General features: G+C 60.9%; 18 protein-coding genes. 6 read left to right on the forward strand and 12 right to left on the reverse strand.

From position 1 onward, the window contains the following. Position 1 precedes the first annotated feature (1 nt). Positions 2–760: a tRNA pseudouridine(38-40) synthase TruA gene (truA, locus tag ACP154_RS02490; protein WP_421857185.1), complete on the forward strand. Its 759-nt coding sequence runs from the start codon at positions 2–4 to the stop codon at positions 758–760. 102 nt (positions 761–862) lie between these two features. Here the strand turns inward: truA and ACP154_RS02495 are convergent, their stop codons facing one another. The 3 genes from ACP154_RS02495 to rmuC form a co-directional block, all read right to left on the reverse strand. After that, a complete protein-coding gene (locus ACP154_RS02495; RefSeq protein WP_421857183.1) occupies positions 863–1,441 on the reverse strand; it encodes a hypothetical protein in 579 nt (192 codons plus the stop codon). Continuing rightward, complete coding sequence (gene def / locus ACP154_RS02500) at positions 1,438–1,962, reverse strand: peptide deformylase (protein WP_107711509.1); 525 nt, start codon at positions 1,960–1,962, stop codon at positions 1,438–1,440. Before def ends, ACP154_RS02495 begins: the two co-directional genes overlap by 4 nt. A gap of 61 nt (positions 1,963–2,023) precedes the next feature. Further along, positions 2,024–3,511, reverse strand: coding sequence for a DNA recombination protein RmuC (gene rmuC / locus ACP154_RS02505; RefSeq protein ID WP_421857180.1), 1,488 nt, complete (start codon positions 3,509–3,511; stop codon positions 2,024–2,026). A gap of 102 nt (positions 3,512–3,613) precedes the next feature. Here rmuC and ACP154_RS02510 point away from each other — a divergent pair, with 102 nt between their 5' ends. After that, positions 3,614–4,744: a GNAT family N-acetyltransferase gene (locus ACP154_RS02510; protein WP_421857178.1), complete on the forward strand. Its 1,131-nt coding sequence runs from the start codon at positions 3,614–3,616 to the stop codon at positions 4,742–4,744. Positions 4,745–4,820: 76 nt separating this feature from the next. Continuing rightward, the gene (locus ACP154_RS02515) at positions 4,821–5,948 is read left to right on the forward strand and encodes a PQQ-dependent sugar dehydrogenase (RefSeq protein ID WP_421857176.1); all 1,128 of its coding nucleotides are present in this window, start codon (positions 4,821–4,823) and stop codon (positions 5,946–5,948) included. Between the two features lie 81 nt (positions 5,949–6,029). Here the strand turns inward: ACP154_RS02515 and ACP154_RS02520 are convergent, their stop codons facing one another. The 4 genes from ACP154_RS02520 to ACP154_RS02535 form a co-directional block, all read right to left on the reverse strand. Then, entirely contained in the window at positions 6,030–8,678 is a 2,649-nt protein-coding gene (locus ACP154_RS02520; RefSeq protein ID WP_421857174.1) for a TonB-dependent receptor, read from the reverse strand. Positions 8,679–8,984: 306 nt separating this feature from the next. Next, on the reverse strand, positions 8,985–9,944 hold the full coding sequence (locus tag ACP154_RS02525; RefSeq protein ID WP_421857172.1) for a zinc transporter ZntB: 960 nt from the start codon (positions 9,942–9,944) through the stop codon (positions 8,985–8,987). 142 nt (positions 9,945–10,086) lie between these two features. After that, the gene (ctrA, locus tag ACP154_RS02530; protein ID WP_022701410.1) at positions 10,087–10,788 is read right to left on the reverse strand and encodes a response regulator transcription factor CtrA; all 702 of its coding nucleotides are present in this window, start codon (positions 10,786–10,788) and stop codon (positions 10,087–10,089) included. A gap of 277 nt (positions 10,789–11,065) precedes the next feature. After that, a complete protein-coding gene (locus tag ACP154_RS02535) occupies positions 11,066–12,511 on the reverse strand; it encodes a KamA family radical SAM protein (protein WP_421857170.1) in 1,446 nt (481 codons plus the stop codon). 349 nt (positions 12,512–12,860) lie between these two features. On the opposite strand from ACP154_RS02535, the gene fliI reads away from it, so the two are divergent. From fliI to ACP154_RS02550, 3 genes are all read left to right on the forward strand, one after another. Next, complete coding sequence (gene fliI / locus ACP154_RS02540) at positions 12,861–14,171, forward strand: flagellar protein export ATPase FliI (RefSeq protein WP_421857168.1); 1,311 nt, start codon at positions 12,861–12,863, stop codon at positions 14,169–14,171. A 9-nt stretch (positions 14,172–14,180) separates the two neighbouring features. Next, positions 14,181–14,600: a flagellar export protein FliJ gene (gene fliJ / locus ACP154_RS02545; RefSeq protein WP_107711515.1), complete on the forward strand. Its 420-nt coding sequence runs from the start codon at positions 14,181–14,183 to the stop codon at positions 14,598–14,600. 128 nt (positions 14,601–14,728) lie between these two features. Beyond that, complete coding sequence (locus ACP154_RS02550) at positions 14,729–15,397, forward strand: hypothetical protein (protein WP_421857166.1); 669 nt, start codon at positions 14,729–14,731, stop codon at positions 15,395–15,397. 7 nt (positions 15,398–15,404) lie between these two features. Here the strand turns inward: ACP154_RS02550 and ACP154_RS02555 are convergent, their stop codons facing one another. The 5 genes from ACP154_RS02555 to ACP154_RS02575 are packed head-to-tail and all read right to left on the reverse strand — an operon-like array spanning position 15,405 to position 20,933. Beyond that, a complete protein-coding gene (locus ACP154_RS02555; RefSeq protein WP_421857164.1) occupies positions 15,405–16,235 on the reverse strand; it encodes a CheR family methyltransferase in 831 nt (276 codons plus the stop codon). Beyond that, complete coding sequence (locus ACP154_RS02560) at positions 16,232–17,308, reverse strand: protein-glutamate methylesterase/protein-glutamine glutaminase (protein ID WP_421857162.1); 1,077 nt, start codon at positions 17,306–17,308, stop codon at positions 16,232–16,234. Before ACP154_RS02560 ends, ACP154_RS02555 begins: the two co-directional genes overlap by 4 nt. Positions 17,309–17,321: 13 nt before the next feature. After that, positions 17,322–17,687, reverse strand: a complete 366-nt coding sequence (locus tag ACP154_RS02565) for a response regulator (protein ID WP_107711518.1) — start codon at positions 17,685–17,687, stop codon at positions 17,322–17,324. A 15-nt stretch (positions 17,688–17,702) separates the two neighbouring features. Then, entirely contained in the window at positions 17,703–18,152 is a 450-nt protein-coding gene (locus tag ACP154_RS02570) for a chemotaxis protein CheW (RefSeq protein ID WP_107711519.1), read from the reverse strand. A gap of 12 nt (positions 18,153–18,164) precedes the next feature. Beyond that, positions 18,165–20,933, reverse strand: a complete 2,769-nt coding sequence (locus ACP154_RS02575) for a chemotaxis protein CheW (RefSeq protein ID WP_421857159.1) — start codon at positions 20,931–20,933, stop codon at positions 18,165–18,167. Positions 20,934–20,954: the final 21 nt, after the last annotated feature.

Genomic DNA, 20,954 nt, shown 5'->3' on the forward strand with positions numbered 1-20,954 from the left:
CATGCCGCGCTACAAGCTCACGATCGAATATGACGGCGGCCCGTTTGTGGGCTGGCAACGCCAGAAAAACGGGCCGTCGGTGCAGGGCGCGCTGGAGCAGGCGGCGGAAAAGCTGGATGGCGCGCCGCGCGAGATTTACGGCGCGGGCCGCACAGATTCCGGTGTGCATGCCTTGGGTCAGGTCGCCCATGTGGATCTGGACAAGGATTTGCCCGCCGATAAGGTTCGCGATGCGTTGAACCATCATCTCAAACCTCATCCGATTGCGGTAGTGGAGGCGCAGCGCGTCAGCGATGCGTTTCACGCCCGGTTCAAGGCGAACCGGCGCGGTTATATCTATCGCCTGCAGGCACGCCGCGCGCCCTTGACCCTGACCCGCGGTCAGGTCTGGCGCGTCTCGCAAGCGCTGGACGTCGCTACCATGCACGCCGCCGCCCAGCATCTGATTGGCACACATGATTTTACGACCTTTCGCGATTCCCAGTGCCAGGCGGACAGCCCCGTCAAATCCCTCGATCAGATCGCGGTGTTTCAGTCAGGCGGGGAAATCCATGTGACGGTGGAAGCGATCAGCTTCCTGCACCGCCAGGTGCGCTCCATTGTAGGATCTTTGGTCGAAGTGGGTTTGGGCAAATGGACGCCCGCAGACTTCAAGGCGGCGCTCGACGCGGCGGATCGTACGCGCTGCGGTCCCGTCGCCCCGCCCGACGGGCTGTATCTGTCGCTCGTGGACTACCCGGACGGGTTTGAGCCGGAATAACGTCCCTCTTCCCCCGCGCAGGCGGGGGCCCAGAGCCGGACATGCAGCGCTACATGATCTCTGGGTCCCGGCCTTCGCCGGGAAAGAATTGAAGAAAACCTACTACTCCGCGCCCCAGGGCGCGGGCGGGGTCTCGACCGGCTCGGTCAGATCAAACGCCACCGCAAAATGCCGGTCCGGGCGATCCAGTGCATAGATGAAGCTGTCTTCAGACAGCGTGATCGACCAGACATTGGCCATGGAAACCGGAATGCCTTCACGCTCAAACAGCGCCTGACTTTCGGCGTCCGCTGGGAAATCAGCGCGGGTCATACCGGCAGTCCCGACCGTATCGCCGCCATACTGGGTCAGCACATCTTCGCTACCGTCTTCATGACGATGATCATGTTTGAGGCGCAGCCCGCCCTCAGGCAGGCGCGTGATCACCCAGGTCCGCGAGCGGTCCTCGCCCACATGAAACGGCACGCGCAGCTCGGTCTCGCCGCATTCACGCACATGCATGACAAGGCGCTCGGACGCAAAATCCGCATCGCGCTCATCTTCGGATGTCACTTCGCCTTCAAACGCCTGCCCGCAATAAGCGCTCAAACGGTCAAACAGGTCAGGGTCGGACTGAGCCGCAGGCGCACAGGCAGCGAGCGCCAGCGGCGCCGACGCCATCAAAATGCGCAAAAGGCTCATTCCGCCGCCTCTACAGGACCGCGTTGCTTGACGAGTTTCTGGACTTTCTTGACCGCCCGCTCGCGCTTTAGGCGCGACAGATAGTCGATAAACACCACACCTTCGAGATGGTCCATCTCGTGCTGGATGCACACCGCAAAGAGATCTTCAGCGATCAGTTCGCGCTTTTCACCGTCATAGTCGAGAAACTCGACCTTGACCTTTTTGGGCCGCTCCACGCTGTCATAAACATCAGGAACGGACAGACAGCCTTCCTGGTAGGGTTTGAGATCGTCTGTGAGCGGCGTGATCACCGGATTGACGAAGAAGCTCGGCGTGGTGCGCTCATCGGTCAGATCCATGACGATGACGCGCTTGTCTACGCCCACCTGGATTGCAGCCAGACCAATGCCGTCCGCCGCATACATGGTCTCCACCATGTCATCCATCAGCTCGCGAAGTTCATCATCCACCGCGTCGACGGGTTTGGACACCAGCTTCAGACGCGGGTCGGGAACGGTGAGGATTTCTCGAATAGCCATAGCTGTTAGGTAATCGTGCAAACGGTTAGGTTCAAGTTAGTCTCGCTGTCGCAGCGCCCGGTCAAGCCTGATCGGTCTCTGGCGCGGAGACCAGTCTTGGCGTTTCATCGACCTGAGCGGGCGAGTCCACCAGCTTCATCTGGCCATTGAGCTGGGCCATGTCGCGCGCCTTGGGCAGGACGCGGCTGTCAAACGAGCCCACGGCTTTGTTATAATTGAGTGTTGCCGATTTCAAACCGGCCCCGACACGGCCCAAATGGTCGGTGAACGTGGTCAGGCGGCTATAGAGCTCATCGCCCAGCGCCGCGACTTTCTGAGCATTCTGTTCGAGCTTTTCCTGACGGAAGCCATAGGCCACGGCCTTGGCAAGCGCCAGCAACGTGGCGGGCGTGGTGATGATCACATTGGCCTTGATGGCGTCGTCAAACAGGCCCGGATCTTCCTCAATGGCGGCGGAATAAAAGCTCTCGCCGGGAATGAACAGCGCCACAAAGTCGATCGCCCCGTCCACGCTGGCGGCGTATTCCTTCTTGGCGAGCTGTTTGACATGGGTTTTGACCTGCGCCGCGTGACGGCGCAGGGCGTCGCGGCGGGTCGCGTCGTCCTCAGCCTCAACCGCATCGAGATAGGCGGTCAGCGCCACTTTTGAATCCACCACGAACCGGCCGCCGCCGGGCAGTTTGATGACAAAGTCCGGACGTAACGCCGCCCCGTCCGTATCGCGGGTCTGGTGTTGGGCGTCGTAATCAATGTTCTTGGTCAGACCCGCCAGCTCGAGAATGTTTTCCACTGTCCGTTCGCCCCATTGCCCGCGCGTCGTGGATTTGCGCTGCAAGGCGTTCACCAGCTTGGAGGTTTCCTTGTGCTGGTCATTAAGGCCCTGGGACAGCTTGGTGATCTGCTCGGCGATCGCACCGGAATTGCGGGCGCGTTCCTGCTCCATCTTGTCCACTTGCTGGCGGAAGAGATCGAGCCGCTCACGGATCGGATCCACAAGCGATTTCACGCCGCCCTGGGCCTGTTCATGTTGGGTCTTGAAGTTCTGCTGCGCCTGTTCGAGCAGCTTCTTGGAGGACGCATCCAGCGCTTCGTCTGCTAGCGTCTTGAAGCGGTCCTGCATCTCCTGGCTCAGCGCCGTCAGGCGATCGCGCTCGGCCTTCACCGCCGCTTCGCGCTCTTCGAGCCGTTCTTTCAGCGCCTGCAATTCAGAGGAGGCTGTTCTTTCCGCCTGGCGTGTCTGTTCAAGCTGCTCTTCCAGCCCGTCGACGCGCAAAGCGGTGGTTCGCGCCTCCGCCAGCGCCTTCTCGGCGGCGTCGCGCATCGCGCGTTCGCTGGCGAGCTCGGCTTTCAGCTCATCCACACGCCGCGCCTCGGTCTGCGCTTCGCGCAACTCCAGCTGAGCCTCAGACAGTGCGCTCTGAGCGTCGCTGAGTTGAGCGCGCAAGCCATCCGCCTCGCCCCAAGCCTTGCGCAGGACCCAAGCGCCCACAATTCCCAGAACGAGACAGGCACCGCCCAGGGCGATCAAGGCGATTGAAACAGGATCCATGGCGTACCTCGGCGTCAGACCAGAACGAAACAGGACCATACATGAGTCCCGGTCGGCGCGCGCCTTGCATTTTCACCTGAAAGAAGACTTCAGGGGGTGAACATGCGTCTGTTTGATACGCCTTTGTCAGCACTGGGTGTCCGCGATCTCGATCGGTGGCGTGACCTCGCGCGGCCTGACGGCCGGCTGACCAGCCCCTATCTCCTGCCCGATTTCGCCCAGGACGTGGACGCCCAGCGCCACGACGTACATGTCATCATCGCCGAAGAGAACAGCACTCCGATCGGCTATTTCGCCTATCACGCCCCTCAGGGCGGCATTGCGCGCCCGGTCGGCGCGCCGCTGTCAGATTATCAGGGTTTCGCCGCCATTCCCGGCTTCAAGGTCTGTGAGAAAGCCCTTTTGTCCGCCATGGGCGCGGATGTCCTGGTGTATGACAACTGGCAGGGGGAAACGCTGGGCAAGGTGCGCAGCCAGACCCGATCTTCCATCATTGATCTCAGTGAAGGCGTCACCCACTGGATGGCGCGCAAAGAGCAAACCCAGCACAAGCATTTCAAGAAACTGCGCCAGCGCCAGCGCAAGGCCGAGCGCGAGTTCGGTCCGGTCCGCATCGAGTTTGGCGATCCGCTGGGCGAACGTTTTGAAACCCTGCGCACCTGGAAGAGCACGCAATACCGGCAGACGGGCTTGCTGGACCTGTTTGATATCCAATGGATAGACGGGGTGATCCGGACTTGCGCCGCGCGTAGCTTCGGGCCGTTCCGAGGCCTGATCGCATCTCTTTATCTGGGCGACCAGCTGGCGGCGGTGGAAATGGGCATCGTCGCCGGAGACATCTATCACTCCTGGATGCCGGCCTATGACCCGGCCTTTCGTGCGGTCTCCCCAGGTCATCTTCTGTTGCAGGGCATCATTGAGGCCGCACCCAACATGCACATCACCCGTATCGATCTCGGCGGCGGTGATTACGCCTACAAAGACGCCTACACCGATTACGAGACCGTGCTGCACGGCGGACGCGCCATGAAACCGAGCGCCGCCATGGCGGGCCTCACAGTCTGGGACGGCGCAGAAGCCGTCAGCAAAGTCCTGCCTGCGCCGTTCTCGCAAGCGCCGCTCAAGCTGCGTCGCCGCTGGGCGCATACAGCGGCGGCGGAGCCCGAGCTGACCCGACGCGTCAAACGCATGGGCGAAGCTTTCCTCAAGGCGCCCCAACGACTGACCGCCTGAGGCTGAAAACCGATTGCATGTTTCATTTGGCGGGTGATCGCCTATCTTTCCGAAACACCAGTTAGGGGAGAGCGTCATGATCCGTTTCGCCGCCGTCAGCCTGAGCGTGCTGGCTTTGTCGTCCGCCAGCCAGGCCCAGGACGTTATTGAAAGCGAACAAGCCGACTTCATCATCGAAACCGTAACAGGCGGGCTGGAGTACCCATGGTCCATCGCCTTTCTGCCAACGGGCGAATATCTGGTGACCGAACGTGAGGGCCGGTTGCGGGTCATCGATCAGGACGGCCTGCGCGACGCACCGGTAAGCGGCCTGCCCGACGACCTGCTGGTCGAGCGCCAGGGCGGCCTGCTGGACGTGGCGCTGGCGCCGGATTTCGCCGACAGCCGCATGATCTATTTCAGCTATGCCGAAGGCACGTCTGAGGCGAATAACACCGCCCTCGCCCGCGCGCGCCTGAGCGCAGACCTGACCGCCCTTGAGAACGTCGAAGACATCTTCCACGTCAATTTTGAGAAAGCCCGCGGCTTTCACTTTGGCGGCCGCATCCTCTTCAATCCCGACGGCACGCTGTTTCTGACCCTGGGTGACGGCGGCAATCATCAAGATGAGTCCCAGAACCCGGCCAATCATCTCGGCGCAGTGGTTCGTCTCAATCTCGACGGCTCCATACCGGGCGACAATCCTGTGATCGAGAACGGCGCGCCGGGCGTCTACAGCTTTGGGCATCGCAACGCCCAGGGCATCGCCCGCAATCCCGCCACCGGATCCATCTGGGCTCATGAACATGGCGCGCGTGGCGGCGACGAGATCAATATCCTCGCGGCAGGCGATAATTATGGCTGGCCGGTGATCACCTATGGGATCAATTACAACGGCACCATCATCACCGAAGAGCGCGAACGCGAGGGTCTGACCCAGCCGATCTGGTACTGGAACCCTTCTATCGCACCGTCGGGCATGGATTTTTACACCGGCGACGCTTTCGAGCACTGGCAGGGCGATCTGTTCGTCTCCGCCCTGGCGGGCAGCTCCGTCGAACGTCTTGAAATTGACGGCGATCGAGTCATCAGCGTCGAGCCGCTGCTGGCGGACATGGGTCAGCGTTTCCGCGATGTGCGCACCGGTCCGGATGGCGCGCTTTACGTGCTGACCGATGATTTTGAAGGGTCCGTCCTGCGCCTGGTTCCCGCCCAGGCTGACTAGTCAAAAAAACCATTTAGCCCAGACAAAAGAAAACCCCGCCGGTCAAGCCGGCGGGGTTTTTTAGTCTGATCCGGCCTGGGCCTAGAACTGCTTGCGCAGCGTCACGCCATAGGTCCGAGGCTGGTTCGGATAGCCCGAGAAGGAGCCGGACTGCAGCGTCGTCGGGAAGCCTGAGGTGTAGTACTCGTCTTCGTTGAGGTTGCGTCCCCACAGGAGCGCTTCCAGACCGTTATTGAGATTCACACCCACCGCTGCGTTCAGCGTGCCGACCTGACGCGTGATGGTGTCAGGCAGGTTTTCGAGCAGTCGGACTTCTGACTCGTACTGGTAATCAGCGCGGATAAACGCCTCGCCACCGGAGAAGTCACGCGTATAGGTGAAGCCGAAGGATCCCGCGAATTCAGGAATCCCCGCCACAGACTGGCCGGAGAGATCGCCGCGACCATCCGCAACGCCATCCGCCAGATCAACCTGGCTGCCGGTCACCACAGGCGCGCCCGGATAGCTTTCATATTCAGCGTTCATCCAGATGCCTGACAGGGTCAGGGTCAGGCCGGGAATGGCCGGCGGATTGATGGTGCTGTCAAACTCCAGGCCCTGGCTGGACTGTTCACCGGCGTTGATGACCGCAAAGCCGGCGCCCTGGAACACAGAAGACTGGAAGTCTTCAATGGTCTGATCAAAAAGCGCCACATCCAGAGAGCCCCAGGAGAAGCGCGTCTTGAAGCCGACTTCCAGCGTGGTCGTGATCTCGGGGCGTGCAAAGCGCTGATTGCCCGCAACGCCAAGCGCTTCAGCCGTGTTGACCACGGTCGGCAGGCCCAGCGCATTGTCCGCAGCCAGCTCCCCAGCCGCGCGCAGCGCCGCCACGTCAGCCGTGTCGGGGCGGGTGTCCGGCGTCAGGTTCCAAGACGAGGCTTTAAAGCCGCGCGCGTAGGAGACATAAACATTGGTGCGATCCGTCGCGTCATACGCCAGTCGGAAGGTGTAGGGCACGTCATTATCGCTGGTTTCACCCGACTCCACCGAGTTGGGGAACGGGGTTAGCGCGCCCAGTGGCTGCAGGCCCTGCTGGAAGAAGTCCAGAAGCGGGTTGGCCAGGGGCAGACCGGTTGCCGGATCAACCACCACACCGTTCACCAATACGCCGCCATTGTTCAGAGCGACAGAGTTGAACGTGGTCGACGCGTTGACGAATGCACCGAACACGCTGGGCTGAGCGGCCGCAAAGGCGCCCACTTGCGCGGGATCATTGGGATTGACTCCAACGCTCTGCAAGAAGCTTCCCAGGCCCAGCTGAACGAAGTTCAGGTCAGAGAAGGGGTTCGTGCGGATGACATTGGTGAAGTCAACTTCCTTGTTGGTCTCGAAATACGCCAGACCCGCGGTCAGAACCAGACGCTCGGTCAGGTTAAAGTCCACCTGTCCGAAAATCTGGTACTGCTCGTCCGTCTGCTCCGCCGTAAACCGCGTGCCGCCCCCTTCGGCATAGAAGGTGTTCGGCGCAAAGCCGAGCGGGGTCTCAAACGCCGCCAGTGCGCCGCCGGTGAGAATATCCACATAGGCGCGCGCGTCGGAGCCATAGATGCGGGCGTCCTCGACCGTCATGTCTTCATTGGAATAAAACGCGCCCAGCAAGAAGAAGGCGCGATTGTTCCAATCGCCTGTCAGGCGGAATTCCTGGGTGAAGGTATCCACATCCAGACCGCGGATATTGGTGCCCAGGATATCAAGGTCCGTGAAATCGCCTTCATAGTCGACGAAGTCTTCATACTGCCGGAAGGCGGTGATGGAGCTCAAAGTCAGATTGTCGCCGAGTTCCCAGTCCGCCTGTAAGGAAATTCCCGAGTTTTCAATCTGGTTCTGGTTCGCCCGATCCGTCGCGATCTGATATTCGAAATCCGGACCCGCAGACGTCTGGCCGCCCAAGAGCGCCCGGATGGCCGGACCCGCCGCACCATCGGTGATCCGGTCGGTGCCGCAGCACTTCTCGTCGATTTCGTCGTAATCCACGATCAGGCGAAGCTCGAGATTGTCCGTCGGCAACATCAGGAGCTGACCGCGCACCGCATAGCGATCGCGATCATTGTAATCGCCGCCCGTGCCGACATTGTCATAATAGCCGTCGCGCTGGTTCATGCTGCCAGAGAGCGAGAAGGCGACATTTTCCGACAGAGGTCCGGTCACAGAGCCCTTGAAAATGGACTGGCCGTAATTGCCGAACGTCACTTCGCCCTGACCGCCCCATTCAAACGCAGGCTGCTCGGTGACGATGCTGACCACGCCAGCGGTGGCGTTCTTGCCGAAAAGAGTTGATTGCGGCCCGCGCAGAACTTCAACGCGCTCGATCCCCATCAGGTCCGACAAAACAGACCCTGCGCGCGGGCGGAACACCCCGTCGATATACACAGCCACCGACGGCTCGATGCCGGGATTGTTGGCGCCATTGCCTTGCCCGCGAATAATGAAAGTCGCGTTCGAGCTGCGCTCCAGCTGGCTCACCCGCAAGGACGGCACGACAGACTGAAGGTCAATCGCGTCGATGATCTGTGCGTTCTGGATGGTTTCCGCCTGCACAACAGACACCGCGATCGGCACTTCCTGCAAAGTCTGTTCGCGCTTTTGCGCGGTCACTGTGATGACATCAGGCTGCTGAGCTTGAGCGATGCCGGTCAAACCGGCGGCGAGAGCGGTTGCGCCAAGCGCGACCGACCTGATCGAGTGCTTCATACTGTCCTCCCCGTCGCCCGGCAGCTTTGGTGCTGCACACTTTGTTTTGGCGATAGCAAAAGCAGGATAGTAATATCATCATTATGTTAGCAAGCAGGGCGTCCTATAAAAGCTCAAATTTAGAGCCAGTGCGCTATTGATGCCTCAGCAGCAGGTGCAGCAAACACACTATGCTTGATTTCGGTATCGATTGAAAATACAGAGAAAATCAGCGCTTCGCACTGCACGATCCGAGGATGTCGGCACGCGCTTTCCCTGAGACTGTTTAAGCGCCTCGGCGCGCTCATTGGCGCCCAAAGCACCCTTCTAGAGCCAGCCCTTGCGGCGAAACCACCAGACCAGACCGCCCGCCAACCCCAGGCAGGCCGAACACACCAGCGCAAAAGCGTAGGGCCAGTGCGCGCCAGGCAGGCCGCCCACATTGATTCCCAACAGCCCCGTCAGGAAGCCTAGCGGCAAGAACACGGCGGCGACGACGCTCAAGAGCAACATGGCGGCGTTCATCTCTTCAGCCCGGGCATCCACCATCTGATCATTGAGGATGGAGCTGCGCTCGCGGACCATGTCGAGCTCTTCCACCAGTCGCGCGAGCCGGTCGGCTGTTTCACGCAAGGTCACGCGCACATGGGGGTGATGCAAGGGCCCCACATCCTCAAGCGACAGGCGCGCCAGAATATCACGTTGCGGCGCCAGATAGCGCCTGAGGGCAATGGTGGTCCGCCTTATGTCAGCCAGTTCGCCGCGCAGCCTGGACGCCCGGTCCACGCTGCGCTCTTCAAGATCGTCGATTTCATCAACCAGCGCCTCCAGCACCGGCTCCATGCGTGCTGTGAGCCCCTGCGCCAGGGCGCACACCAGCTCGGCGGGCGTGGCGGGGCCTGCGCCCCCAGACATACGCTCAGCGATCTCGGCGACCGCTACCAGTCGGCGCATCCGCGTGGTGATCACAAGCCCCTCTGTCACCCAGAGCCGCAGCGAGACCATGTCTTCAGGGTCTGAGTTGGGGTTCAGATTGACTCCGCGCATCATCAGGATCATGCCGTCAGCGTGTTCAGACATGCGCGGCCGCGTATCCGTGCGCATCAACGCATCGGCCACCACAGGGTCGGCCTGTTCCGCGATCCAGGCAAAGGCTTCCACGTCAGCCAGATCGAGATGCACCCAGCGATATCCGCGCCCCGGCGACACAGCTTGCAGATCGCTCACGGCGCTGGCGACGCCAACATCTGAAACATCAAAGGCGTGAATAGGCGTGGGAGCAATCATCAGACATCCTGCCGGGCTGGAAACAGCCCGAGTCAACGGGAAACGGCGCACGCATGCCCCATACCATTGTACGTGTCAGGCACGCACGAAAAAGCCCCGCGCCATAGAGCCCGGGGCTTTTTCAATCAGACTTGATTAGAGACTAGGCGCTGGCGGCGCTGATCTCGTCAGCCGGGTCGCGCAGCACATAGCCGCGGCCCCAGACCGTTTCGATATGGTGGTCGCCATTGGTGGCCGATGCGAGCTTCTTGCGCAGTTTGCAGATGAAGACGTCGATGATCTTCAGCTCCGGCTCGTCCATGCCGCCATACAGATGGTTGAGGAACATTTCCTTGGTCAGGGTCGTGCCCTTACGCAGCGAGAGCAGCTCCAGCATCTGGTATTCCTTGCCGGTCAGGTGCACGCGCTGGCTGTTCACTTCGACGGTTTTCGCGTCGAGGTTCACGGCGATGTCGCCCGTCTTGATGATCGACTGGGAGTGACCTTTGGAGCGGCGCACCACAGCGTGGATGCGGGCGATCAGCTCTTCCTTGTGGAAGGGCTTGGTCATGTAGTCGTCAGCGCCCGAGCCAAGGCCGCGCACCTTATTGTCGATGTCAGCATTGCCCGAAAGGATCAGGATCGGCGTATCCACCTTGGCCACGCGCAGGGTTTTGAGCACGTCAAAACCCGGCATGTCCGGAAGATTTAGATCCAGAAGAATGATGTCATAGTCATAGAGTTTGCCGAGATCGACACCCTCTTCGCCAAGGTCCGTCACATACGTGTTGAAGCCCTCGGACTTCAACATCAGCTCGATACCTTGCGCTGTCGCGCGATCATCTTCGATCAGCAGAACCCGCATCGGTTCCCTCCCATGTCCGACGCACGAATCACCGCTTTCGTACGACGTCACAACCGTTAACCTTGTTCGCTATCAGAGGCGAGAAACCCTTATGGGAAGTTAACGACTGTTTGACTCGAGGAATGGAATCGAGTCCTGCGCACCGAGTCGCACCATAAATCCTATTTTAATCATGAGCTTGGTTTTTCATGAAAAAACTCACGAATCGTAAAAAAGCGCCCGCAGGACCCCCGCGGACGCTTTTTCAAAATCGTGGAAAACTCGGAAAAATTCAGCCCTATTCCGCCGCCTGCAACAGCGCCGGAGCAAGCGCCGCCAGCAAGGGCGCCCATTTGTCGCCAGCGTCCCGAACACGGCCGTCATAAAGGATGCGGTCCTCGTATCCGCTGATCCACAAAGCGTCCGGATTGCGCCGTGCGATGACGATATCGCTCTGCCGATCCGAGTATGGCGTGCGGTGCAGGCGGAAGATCACCAGGCCGTCCGCCAGCGCTTCGCCAAGCTCGCCGCCCAGCGCGCGCAGGCGCTCATCTCCGTCGATGACGGAGACCATCTCCATCTTGCCCGCCTCGGTGGACAGGGCGAAGCGCGAACGCTCGATCCCTGACAAGCCGTGCTGACTGTCGGCATGCAGTTTCCAGGCTGTCTCCACCGGCACAGCGAAGGCGCGGAAGCCTTCAATCTCGCGGCACTGGAAGAAATAGTGGTTGTTGACGCCCATGCGCTTGAGCTCACGCTGCATCAGGCGCAATGCGTCCGCGTCGTCATTCACCCCGTCAATAATCGGGGTCTGGTTCTCAAGCGTCACAAAGGGGCGCGCCTTGAGCCGTGTCGCCGCGCGCTCAACCAGCGGGTTGCGCAGATAGCCGCCACGCTCATCGCGCACATAACCGCCCGCTTCATCGAGGCGGAGAAACTCATCCGCATGGGTAAAATGGACCATGAAGGCGACCAACACATTGGGGTGCACTTCATGGAAGAGGTCCAGCATCTCAAAGAAATTGTCGTCAAAGCGCTCAGGAAAAAACGCCATTTCCTTGGTGCCGATGCGGATGACCTCGACCCCGGCTTCCGCCAGCCCGTTCAAATAGTCAAACAGGTTCCGGTTAGACAGCACCATCGGGTCGCCGCCCGACAACAGCACTTCGCGCACTTTGGGTTTATCGGTGATCTCACCGCGTTCGACCTTGGCGTTATGGGTCTCGATATAGTCCTTCACCTCATGGATCGAGGCAGTGTCCTTGCCTGTCTTCCCAGTCAGGAAATCAGACCGGTAGCAATACCGGCACCAGCTTGAACAAGTGCGCACCACATAGACGAGGCACAGCTCGTATTTATGCAGCAAGCCGGGGATGGGGCTGTATTTGAGCTGGTTGGACGGATCCGCCTCGCCTGACAGATCATCCATCTCCTCGGGGCGCGCCTTGATGAGGTTCTTGACCGCATCCGAGCGTTTGGCGAGATCGAGATAATATCCGGTCGCGCGCGGCGGCAGACGATCCGACACCCCCGCCTCTTCCAACGCGTCCAGTTCGTCAGCGGAATAGATCGCCGCTCCGCCTTCGTCGAGATATTTACGATAGCGCGGCAGATCATGGACGACGTAGCGATTGAACTTGCTCTCGTCGATACGCGCATAAAGATTGTCTTTGTTTTGACGCGAAACGGCTTTTTTCTTCGGGCGCGATCCTGCGATGCGCACAGTCTTGGCGTTGAGCGACATGTGGCTTCCTCGTCGTCGAATACTCGGCGGCGGCGTTTGCGCCAGCGATGTGAACAAGTGAGGGCCGCCGACTGGCGGCCTCTCGAACGCGCGCCAGAGCTTTCAAAAAGCCTAGATCAGCGGCGTAACAGCTCGCAACCGGGCGCGTGGTCGCATCAGCGCGTCACGTCGGCCCTTGCAGCTGAAGGGAACATAGCCGTTCACACTCAAAAGAAAACAGCGCTACGGTAGTTTCTTGCTGCTGCGGTTCGCGCATTTTCGCATCGACGTTTACGCGGCTGAAACCGCGTTTGGGTTAAGCAGGGGTTCAAGACGGGCAAAACGCCCGCAAGCTAACGCGAGAAGTGCGGTGGATAGCCTGATCGACCGGATCTCCAATCTGGAGACCCGAACGTTCAAAGGCCGCGTATCAGCGGTCAACGGCCTGTTGGTCGAGGCGGAGGGGCCGGCGATGGCGCTGACCCTGGGCGCACGCGCACATCTTGATGGTCCTGTGAAAGCGAGTTTCGAGGTCGTCGGCTTCCGGGGCGAAACCGCCCTGATGATGGCCTATGACGACCTGACGGGCGTGCGGCCGGGCGCCATTGCGACCCTCGATCCGCGCGGGGCCGCTATACGACCGCACAAGGCCTGGCTGGGCCGGGTGATGGACAGTTTCTGCCGCCCTCAGGATGGGCTGGGGTTTCTGCCCGAGGGCGATGTCGAATATGCGCTGAAGGGCCGTCCGCCCAGCGCGCACACGCGCCAGCGCCTGGGTGACCGGCTGGACCTGGGCGTGCGCGCCATGAATGTCTTCACGCCCATGCGGCTGGGCCAGCGTCTGGGCGTCTTCGCCGGCTCTGGTGTCGGCAAATCCGTGCTGATGTCCATGCTGGCGCGCGGCTCTGAAGCCGATGTCATCGTCATTGGTCTGATCGGCGAACGGGGTCGCGAAGCGCGTGAATTCGTCGAGGATGTGCTGGGCCCCGAAGGCCGGGCGCGCTCTGTCGTGATCACCGAGACCTCTGACGCGCCCGCGCTGGCGCGCCGCCGGGCCTGTTATACGACCATGGCGACGGCGGAGTATTTTCGAGACCAGGGCCTGAACGTTCTGTGCCTGATGGATTCAGTCACACGCTTCGCTCTGGCGCAGCGCGAGATCGGCCTGGCCGCCGGCGAGCCGCCGACCACGCGCGGCTATACGCCTTCGGTGTTCGCCGAACTGCCCGGGCTGCTGGAGCGCGCAGGCCCCGGCCCCAAGGGAACCGGCACGATCACTGGCCTGTTCACCGTGCTGGTGGACGGCGACGATCATAACGAACCCATCGCGGACGCGGTCCGCGGTATTCTGGACGGCCATATCGTAATGAGCCGGGCCATCGCCGAGCGCGGACGCTTTCCCGCGATCGACGTTCTGAAATCGATTTCTCGCTCTGCGCCCGAAGTGTACGCGCCCGAAGAGGCGCCGCTCGCGCGTGAAGCACGAAAACTCCTCGCCGCCTATGCGGACATGGAGGAGCTGATCCGACTGGGAGCCTATTCCAGCGGATCGAACCCGGAGGTGGACCGGGCGATCGCGGTCAATGAACCGCTTGAAGCATTCCTGGGACAGGGAAAAGACGAAACCACGTCCATTGACGAGAGTTTCGCAAACCTGGCCGGGATATTGGGTGATGGATAGGGATAAGACATGGCGACACGTTCACACGCACCGCTGATCCGGCTGGCCCGGTTCAAAGTGGAAGAACTGCAAAAGCAAATGGCCGAGATCGAACGCGCCCGCGCCTCGATCAACGACCAGATCGACCGGCTTGAGGAAAGCGTTCCGGAAGAGCAAGCGATCGCGGAGGAAAATCGCGACGGCTATCTCGCTTATGGCAGCTATGCGCGCTCGGTGATCCAGCGCAAGGACAAGCTGCGCACATCCTTGGGTGAAGTCGACGCTCAGGCGGATGAATTGCGCGGGCGTCTGGAAACGGCCTTCGCCGATCTCAAGAAATACGAATTGCTTGAAGAGCGGCGTTTGCTCCGCATCCAGGATACGCTCAAGGCCGCCGAGCAAGCCGAGATGGATGAAATCGCAAGCCAGATGCGTCAGCGCGCCCAGTAGGGCCGGTCGCATTCAGCCTGACGTCTGCCCCTTAAAGGCGCGGTACGCCTGTCAGGAGAGTTTTAACTTGCCCCAATAAGTTACCGAGGTATTAATACTTTGGGGGGACAAATGACTTGGGCAGGTCTATGACGGGGCGTCGCATATTGGAATTGAGTCTGGCTGCGATCATTGGCGGCAGCGGGCTTTTTGCGGCTTTTGTTCCGGGCGCTGCGCCCAATGCGCCAGCCCACGATCTCAGCTCCGAACTGACCGGTCACTCTCTCCCCTCGCCGCGGCTCAACCCCGCCTCACTTCAAAATCCTGATTTTTATCGCGATTTACGTATTTCTGACGCCTCCCGACGGGTCGCCAATGCGATCCTGTCGCCGGCTAACAGAGCACAGACTTTCACGCCTCGTTCCAATTCCCAAACGCCTGAGACCTCTATGGAAGGCTTCGCTGTTACGCCGCGGGCTCGCTCTGAGTCTGGGGATGGCTGGTCTGCGACCGCGCTGGGCATTCAGGTGCGCGTGACGCCGGACACCGGCGCAGCCGAGCCGCAATGGTGGATTGTCGGCGGCGCAGGCCGTGAGAGTTATGCGCTGTCGCCCGGAAGCCTGCGTGAATACACCGTCGCGCCCTTCTCGTCTGAAACCGTGATCGGCGACACCCATCTGGGCGTCGCTGTCAAACTCTCAGACCGCGCTCACGCCAGTTTCGGCTATGTGCGCGAACAGCGGGAATTTCATCTTGGCCGCGAAGACTGGGAGGAAGACGAACACTTCCTTGGTATCGGCCTGCACGCGCGCTGGTGACGCAACCTTATGCGGCGTTGGTCAGCTTCGCCGCCATCGCCGGCTTCGCGTATAATCCACGATGACCACTGATCGGGCGCAGATTGTCGGTCAGCCCCACAACTGTCTCCGCAGCGCCCAGCAGCAAGAAGCCGTCATCCGCCAGCAGTGACGCCAACCGATCCAGGATTGCTGCCTTGGTCTGGATATCGAAATAGATCAGCACATTACGGCAGAAAATCACGTCCATGCGGCCAAAACGGGAAAAGTCATCCAGCAAATTGGCCTGCTCAAAACGCACCTTCTGACGCAGTTGGGGTTTGATCCGCCAGGAATCCCCCACCTGATCAAAATTCTTCACCAGACGCTGGATCGGCAAACCGCGCTGCACTTCAAACTGCGTGTAGATGCCAGCCTTGGCCTTCTCCAGAACGGGCGCGCTCATATCGGTCGCCAGAATGTCTGCGTTCAATCCTGGAATCTCGTCCAGCAGCATGCCCAGGGAATACGGCTCCTGCCCGGAAGACGCCGCCGCGCACCAGACCTTCAAGGAGCGTCCCATACGCGCTGACTTCAGCGCGGGAGCAATGACGTTTTCAAACAGCTCAAACGGCGTCTTGTCACGGAAGAAGAACGTTTCATGCGTCGCCAGGGCTTCGCTAGCGGCCACACAGACCCGGGTATCGCCGCGCATCATGGCGTCGATCAACGCTTCGACAGACGCAAAGCCTTCCTTCCGTGCAAGCGGGCCTAGCCGACTATCGACCAGATAGGCTTTTTCCTGCCCCAGAACCAGGCCGGAACGCTTGCGGACATCCTGACAAAGAAAGTCAAACTTATGGGAAGGCAGAGCGCTCATAGCGATCCTTTCAGGCGCCGGGTCAGCTCCGGGCCAATGTCTTTCAGGCTTAAGATCTGGTCTGCGAGTCCCGCTTCGGCCACGGCGCCGGGCATGCCCCAGACCACGCTGGACGCCTGGTCCTGAGCGATCACCTGGCCGCCGGCTTCGCGGATGGTGCGAGCGCCGTCGCGCCCGTCATGGCCCATACCGGTCAACACAACAGCGAGCACGCCATTGCCGGCGACCTTGGCGCAGCTGTTGAACAGCGGATCCACGGCGGGACGGCAGAAATTCACGGGCGGGGATTGGTCAATATGGGCGCTGATCACCCCATTGGCCGACCGCAATGTCATGTGGAAATCACCAGGCGCCAGATAGATGCGCCCGGGACGCAGCGGCTCGCCTTCCTTGGCTTCGGTCGCTGGCAGTCCAAGCTTGCTGAGGTGTTCAGCCAGGATGGCGGTGAACAACTTGGGCATGTGCTGGGTGATGACAATGGGAACTTTGATGTCGCGCGGCAATGCGGCGATGACTTCACGCAGCGCCTGGGGACCGCCGGTCGAAGAGCCAATGGCGATCAAGCTGGGCTTGCGCGCCGGCGCAACAGGACGCGGCGCCGCTGCACGCGCCGCCACCGGGCGCGGCGCAAAACCTGCGGAACGCGGGCTGAGCGCGACCAGCTTGTCGAGCAATTCCTTGCGATACGCTTCCGCCCCGGCCACACGGCCCGCCTCGGGCTTGGGCGCATAATCCGCCGCGCCGAGTGACAGGGCGCGCATGGTGATTTCGCCGCCCTTCATGGTCAGCGTCGACGCCATCACCACCTTGGCTTTGGGGCAGGCCTTGAGGATTTGCGGAAGCGCGGTCAATCCGTCCATGCGCGGCATTTCGATGTCGAGCACGACAATGTCCGGCTGCAGCTCCGCCGCCTTGCGCACGCCGACTTCGCCGTCCGCGCAAGTCGCCGCCACCTGTAATCTGGAATCGGCTTCAATCCAGCGAGAGACCAGACCGCGCACGACGGCGCTATCGTCAATGATCAGGACGCTGGGCAAACCGCTCCGGCCGGCTGGAGATGGAGAAACGCTCACGCAAGCATCCGTTCTAGACCAGGCCGGTCTCAGCAAATTTGGATTCGATGATGTCGCCGTCAAACGGCTTCATGACGTATTCATCAGCACCTGCGCGCAGCGCCTGAGTGATGTGGGACATGTCGTTTTCAGTGGTGCAGAACACCACGACCGGCTTCTTCCCATTCGGCTCTTCACGCAGTTTGATCAGGAAGTCGAGCCCGTTCATGACCGGCATGTTCCAGTCCAGAAGCACCGCATCCGGCATGGTTTTCTTGCAAAAATCCAGAGCCTGCTGACCGTCAGCCGCCTCTTCACACGTGAAGCCGAGATCTTCAACGATTTTCCGCGCCACTTTCCGGATCACCCGGCTGTCATCCACTACAAGGCAGGTCTTCATACCCAAGCTCCTCGATTAAGCCGCAAGACCGGCTTGCCAGGCGATCAACGCTCTGATGTCCAGAACAGCCAACAGATCTTTTTCCAAGCGGTGCACCCCTTTGAGCAAGGCGCGCCATTGCGGATCGAGGTGTGCAGGCGTCGGCTCGAGCGTATCGGGTTTCAGCCGCATCACTTCACCAACCTGATCCACCAGCACGCCAAACAGCTCGGTGCCTTCCTCAAGACCCAGCGCCATGGCCGAGGCTCCAGGTTCACGCGGCGGCAAGCCCAGACGATGGCGCGCGTCCACGGCGGTGACGATACGGCCACGCAGGTTCAAAAGACCGGCGATCTCGCCCGGAGCCCGGGGCACAGACGTGACATCCTGCGGAGAAAACACCTCCCGGATCTGCTTAACTTCGACGCCGAACAGCTGATCGCCGATCCGGACCGTGACGTATTCGAAGCTATCTTCAACAGACATGCCTGTTCTCCTTTAGGCCGCGCTGCGCGCTGCTTGGTCCAGCGCTGCAATCAGGCCGCCGCGATCCCCGGCCGGCATGATGGCGACAAAACCATCACTCGGCGTCGCGTAATCGTGCTCACCCACGCCCAGTCTAGGCACATTGGTGTAAACGCCTTCTTCCTGAAGACGCGCAAGTGCAGCCGGATCACCGACCAGCACATCGTATTCCGCGCCCATTGTCGCAGCGTCGCGCGCTTCATGCAGACCGCCGGCGACCGTGACGTCATAGCCCGCCGCCGCCAGAAGCGGGGCCAGCATGCGCCGGGAGAAGGCGTCCGCCTCCACCAGCAAGACGGCATTGCGGCCCGTGCCGGTGCGGCCCTTGCGCTGCGGCGCGCCCGCCCAGGCGCGTTGCATGTGCCAGGCGATATCAAGCACTTCAGTGGCTTTGCCCTTGATGATGGCGGAGCCGATCACGCCAGGACGCTCGGAGCCCATTTCCAGGTCGAGACGCTCTTCCACAACATCGAGAATTTCGTCCACGGCCACGCCCGCAGAGCGGCCGTCTTCGGCGAACACCAGAACCGGCTGTCGACCTTCGGTCTTGAAGGTGTCCATGCCGCCAGCATGCGCCAGAGGCAACAGGCGCCCTCGATACTGAACCACGAAACGGCCGTCGGTCTGCTCGATGGTGTTGGATTCAAAGTCTTCCAGACGCGTGATGAGGCTGACGGGAACCGCTTTGGGTTCTTCTCCGCCGGCGCGCACCAGCAACAGACGCTGTCGGCCGTTGGCCGCTTCGGCGGCTGCGGCTTCCTCGCTTGCCGCTTCGCTCTTCTCTTCGTCTTCTGCGGATGACGTTTCCTGGGCCAGGCCGTTGGGATCAAGGATCATGATCACCGAACCATCGCCGAGAATGGTGGCTCCGGAGAAGACATTGATGCTGCGCAGCGGCCCGGAGAGCGGTTTGACCACAATCTCTTCGGTGTCCAGAACGTCATCAACCACAAGGCCGATCTTGCGTCCCGCCGCTTCGAGCACGATCACATAGCCCGTCATTTCCTCAGCCGAGGTGTGCGGCGCCGTGTTCAGCACTTCGGTCAAGGCGATGACCGGCAGCAGCCTGTCACGCAGGCGGATCATGTTGGCGCCGTTCAGGGTCTCGACCGCCACAGATGAACCCGCACCGACCCGCACCAGTTCACGCACGGAGAGCTGAGGCGCTGCGAAGCGCTGATCGCCCGATTTCACGATCAGAGCGGAGACGATCGCGAGCGTCAGCGGGATCTTGATCGTGAAGGTCGTGCCTTTGCCCTGTTCGGAGAACAGATCAATGGAGCCGCCGATCTGCTCGATATTGGTGCGCACCACATCCATGCCGACGCCGCGGCCGGACAGGTTGGTGACAGCGGCAGCCGTCGAGAAGCCCGGAGCGAAGATGAAGCGCTGGATTTGCGCTTCGCTCATCGTTTCGAGTTCGCTTTCGGTGGCGAGGCCCTTTTCAAGAACCTTTTGCCGGATTTTCTCTGCGTTGAGGCCCCGGCCGTCATCAATGATCTTCATGATGATGGCGCCGCCTTCGTGATAGGCGGACAGCTTCACAGTGCCCATTTCGCTCTTGCCGGCGGCCACCCGTTCTTCGGGGGTCTCCAGGCCATGATCGCAGGAATTGCGGATCATGTGGGTCAGCGGGTCACGGATCAGCTCCAGAACCTGACGGTCTAATTCAGTGTCTTCGCCTTCCTGGATCAGGCGAATCTTCTTGCCGACCTCCTGACTGACATCGCGCACGATGCGCGGCAGCTTGCGCCAGGCGTCGCCGACCGGCTGCATGCGGGTCTTCATCACACCGTCTTGCAGTTCCGCCGTGACAGAGGACAGACGTTGAAGCGGTGTTTTCAGGGCTGAATCGTCTGAATCACGGACAATCTGATGCAGCTGGTTCCGCGCCAGGACCAGTTCGGACACCGTCGTCATCAGGTTTTCAAGCGTATCCACATTCACGCGGATCGTTGCCTGGGACCTGTGCGAGGTCTGCTGCCCAGCATCATCATTGGCGGGCGCTTTGTTCGCCGCAGCCGGAGCGGCCGCCGCTTTGGGCGCAGGCTCAGCCTCGGCCTTCACCTCGGCCTCGTGCTCTTCCGCTTCGGCGTCATTATCGGACTCGGCTTCAACTTCAGCTTCAGCCTCCGCCTCAAATTCCGGGCCCGGCGTTGACATGAATGCGGCTTCCAGATCCGCCAGCGACACTTCACCCGGGCGCAGATCACGCCCCAGATCGGCGTCAAAGCCCGCCGGCGCGTCTTCCGCCATTATTTCTGGCTCGGGTTCCGGCTCAGGTTCGGGTTCAGGTTGAACTTCCGGTTCTGGCGCCGCTTCAGCAACCGGAGCAGCAGCGCCGCCAGCCTCTCCCGGATCACCCTTGCCCATGGAGAGCGCTTCAAGGCGCTCAATCAGGTCACGGTCTTCGCCCGCTGGCTCAACGCCGTTTTGTTCGAGGCCGTTTGTGATCTCTTTGATCCGGTCAAGCGATTTGAGGACCACAGTCACCGCCGTGGAGTCCGCAATCATGTCACCGTCGCGGAACTTGCCCAGCAGGGTTTCCCCGGCATGGGCGATGGCTTCCAGTCTTTCCAGACCCAGGAAGCCGCACGTCCCCTTGATGGTGTGCAAGAGCCGGAAAATGTTGTCCAGCGTCGCGCGATCCGTTGGATCCGCCTCAAATTTTACAAGCTCTTCGTCAATGACGTCGAGGCTTTCCGACGTCTCTGCGAGAAACTCGCCGATCAATTCATCCATGGTCAGCCCCGGTGTTACAAA

Source organism: Oceanicaulis sp. (assembly GCF_965249665.1).
Taxonomy (GTDB): domain Bacteria; phylum Pseudomonadota; class Alphaproteobacteria; order Caulobacterales; family Maricaulaceae; genus Oceanicaulis.